2 protein-coding genes are annotated in these 2,945 nt (G+C 50.2%); both read left to right on the plus strand.

Features of this window, described 5'->3' with window-relative positions; genetic code table 11:
- Positions 1–348 precede the first annotated feature (348 nt).
- The gene (miaA, locus tag Q7V48_12170; protein ID MDO9211482.1) at positions 349–1,272 is read left to right on the plus strand and encodes a tRNA (adenosine(37)-N6)-dimethylallyltransferase MiaA; all 924 of its coding nucleotides are present in this window, start codon (positions 349–351) and stop codon (positions 1,270–1,272) included.
- Positions 1,253–2,542, plus strand: coding sequence for a glycosyltransferase family 2 protein (locus Q7V48_12175; GenBank protein MDO9211483.1), 1,290 nt, complete (start codon positions 1,253–1,255; stop codon positions 2,540–2,542). Before miaA ends, Q7V48_12175 begins: the two co-directional genes overlap by 20 nt.
- The last annotated feature ends 403 nt before the right edge of the window (positions 2,543–2,945 follow it).

Consider the following 2,945-nt stretch of genomic DNA (forward strand, 5'->3'; position numbering starts at 1 on the left):
CAGACGGTTGATAGCCTCCCGCACAGGCGTTCGGCTTATGCCCAAGCCCTGGGCTAACTCGCTTTCGTTCAGCTTGTCACCGGGAGAAATTTGTCGCTCTAAAATAATGCGTTTCAGCTCCTGGTAAGCCTGATTCCCTAAGGAGAGATTGGATTGCTGGATTTTTTGCATAGGAATTTTTACCGGGTTAAATTTTGTATAATTTATACATTATGCATTTTAGCGTGTCAAGTATTTTTTTAGGATTTTTTCAGAAATTCACAGAAATTCACATCGTTGACAGATTAGCAAACACCTACTAAATTGGAAATTAGAACCTGCGAAAACTTAAGGGAGAGTGAAGGGGCAATGCCCTATAATCTTCTGGTTATTTTGGGGCCTAACGCTTCCGGGAAGACGCGGGTGGCTGTTCAAGTCGCTCGTGCTCTGAAGGGGGAAATTATATCCGCAGATTCCAGGCAGGTTTACCGGGGGATGGACATCGGCACAGGCAAGGATTTGGAAGAATACGGTTCTGTTCCTTACCACCTCATTGATATCGTCGATCCGGGATATGAATTCAATGTCTTTGAATTCCAGCGCCGTTTTGGCGAAGCCTTCAAGGAGATTCAGGCCCGTGGTCACCTTCCTCTCTTGGTCGGGGGGACCGGAATGTACCTTGATTCTGTTCTGCGGGGATACGAGCTCATAGAGGTCCCCGAAAATCTTGCCCTACGCCAAGAACTTGCCGTGCATTCCGCTGAAAATTTAGCCGCCCGCCTCAAAGAGATTAATCCCAAGCTGCACAACACCACCGATCTGCTTGACCGCAATCGCCTGATCAGGGCCATCGAAATCGCTGAATACCAGAGCGAGGCTCAGAACGTACCTCCCCTTCCTGAACTTTCGCCGCTCGTTTTTGGAATAAAGTGGGGAAGGAAGGCTTTACGCCGCAGGATTACCCAGCGCCTCAAAGAACGGCTAAGTCATGGCTTGATCGAAGAAGTTGCCCGGCTCCACCATACCGGAATCCCCTTGGAGGCCCTGGAGTTTTACGGTTTGGAATACCGCTTTGTAGCTCAGTACTTAAAAGGCGCCTTGAATAAAAACGATATGTTCCAGAAACTCAACAGCGCCATCCACCAGTTGGCCAAGCGTCAGGAAACCTGGTTCCGCCGCATGGAACGTCAGGGTGTTAGAATCCAATGGATAGACGGCAACCAAGATCCGGCAGCATCCATCCTGCAAAAAAATCAGGGTTATTTTTTTTGCCATGATTCCTTCTTCAGTTAAAAAGTATTTAGATACCCGTGGCCTCTGTGGCCTTTGGAAGATTGCCGGAACCCAGCAAGGGGGATTTGAAGGAGCGGTGGTTATCCCTTCTTTGGCGGAAACCGATTTCTTGTTTACGACCTTGCATGCTCTGGCCCAAAATCCGTCAGAGCTTCTGCAGCGGTTTTTAATCGTGGTAGTTGTAAACCATCGTGAGGATGCTCCCCTCTCCGCTAAAATGGATAACCATCAAACCCTGCAAAGGCTCGCAGCCAGGAAGCCTTCCCGGGACAATCTCCATTTAGCCTGGGTGGACGCAGCTTCTTCTGGACTTGAATTGCCCAAAAAAACGGGAGGAGTGGGGTTAGCTCGCAAGATTGGAATGGACTTGGCCCTTCCCCGGTTCGACTACGAGAAGGTCTCCCCGCTGTTCATTTCCTTGGATGCGGATACCCTCGTCCGCCCTGATTATCTTTCGGCGTTGATCCGCCATTTCCAGGATGCGAAAGTATCCGGCGCGGTGATTCCTTTCTGCCATCAGCCTGGCTCAACCCCGGCAGAAGATCGGGCCATCAAACGGTATGAACTTTTTCTCCGGGCCTACGTACTGGGACTTTCCCGTGCCGGTTCCCCTTATGCCTTTCATACCGTGGGGAGTGCCATGGCCTGCTCGGCGCAGGCTTACGTCCGGATGGGCGGGATGAATGTGCGCGCCGCCGGAGAAGATTTTTATTTTCTGCAGCAGTTAGCCAAGACTGGAGGAATCAGTAAGGTCAAAGGAACGGTTGTTTACCCTTCGCCCAGGGCTTCCTATCGCGTTCCATTCGGAACCGGGCGCAGCATCACCAGATTGCTTGCAGGGGAAAACGAAGCAGTCATGTTTTATCAAACCGCTTGCTTTCAAATCCTTGAGGAATGGCTAGCCCTAATTGCCCGGAATCTGGATGCTCCCGGCGAAGAAATCCGGGTAAAGGCGGAACGAATCTCCAAAGATTTGGGAGCTTATCTGGATAGCATCCGCTTCCCGGCAGTATGGCAAAAATTGCAGAAAAACTTTCGTGACCGGGCAACCTTATTGACCGGGTTTCACTCATGGTTTGACGGCCTGAAAACCATGAAGCTGGTGCACCATTTATCCGCCGGCCCCCTGCCCCGCTGTGAACCTGATGAAACGCTCCCCGAACTTTTCCAGTGGGCCGGGCTGGAACCTGTCACGGGGATTGCCGATCAAATTGCGTTACTAAGGAAGATTCAGATAGGAGAAGACTATAATTTCAATTGCAGAAGGTAGATTGCGGATTGCGGAATCCGGATTGTTGCGCCAATCGCGTAATTTCTGGCTGTTATTCAATAACGCTTGACGTTAACCCTTGCGCTTTATCCACTGGGTTTGTGATCAAGCCTTTCAGGGATGCTGAAGCAGAGAAGGTCTTTGCCCGCCAGCTTTTGTCTCGGTTGCCAACAGGTATTCAGCAAATTCTCTATTATTCTTACTTTATTCTTGCCCCTCTTCACTTTTTATTTTCTCTCATGATTTCAGCAGGATTATCAAGACCCGGCGGGGAGATGCTGCGCGCCGGCCAAACGGTGGGAGCATACCTTTCTGCACCCCTTCACTCTGCCTCCGCAAAAAGAGAGCACAAAAAACATATATCTTTTCTACAACGGTGGAAGTAAAGCTCCAGGGCATGGAA

The sequence above is a fragment of the Deltaproteobacteria bacterium genome (assembly GCA_030654105.1).
GTDB lineage: Bacteria > Desulfobacterota > SM23-61 > SM23-61 > SM23-61 > JAHJQK01.

What these genes read in the sequence shown, in the direction of transcription:
- miaA (MDO9211482.1), top strand. Translation starts at nt 349, where the DNA reads ATGCCCTATAATCTTCTGGTTATTTTGGGGCCTAACGCTTCCGGGAAG.
- Q7V48_12175 (MDO9211483.1), top strand. Translation starts at nt 1,253, where the DNA reads ATGATTCCTTCTTCAGTTAAAAAGTATTTAGATACCCGTGGCCTCTGT.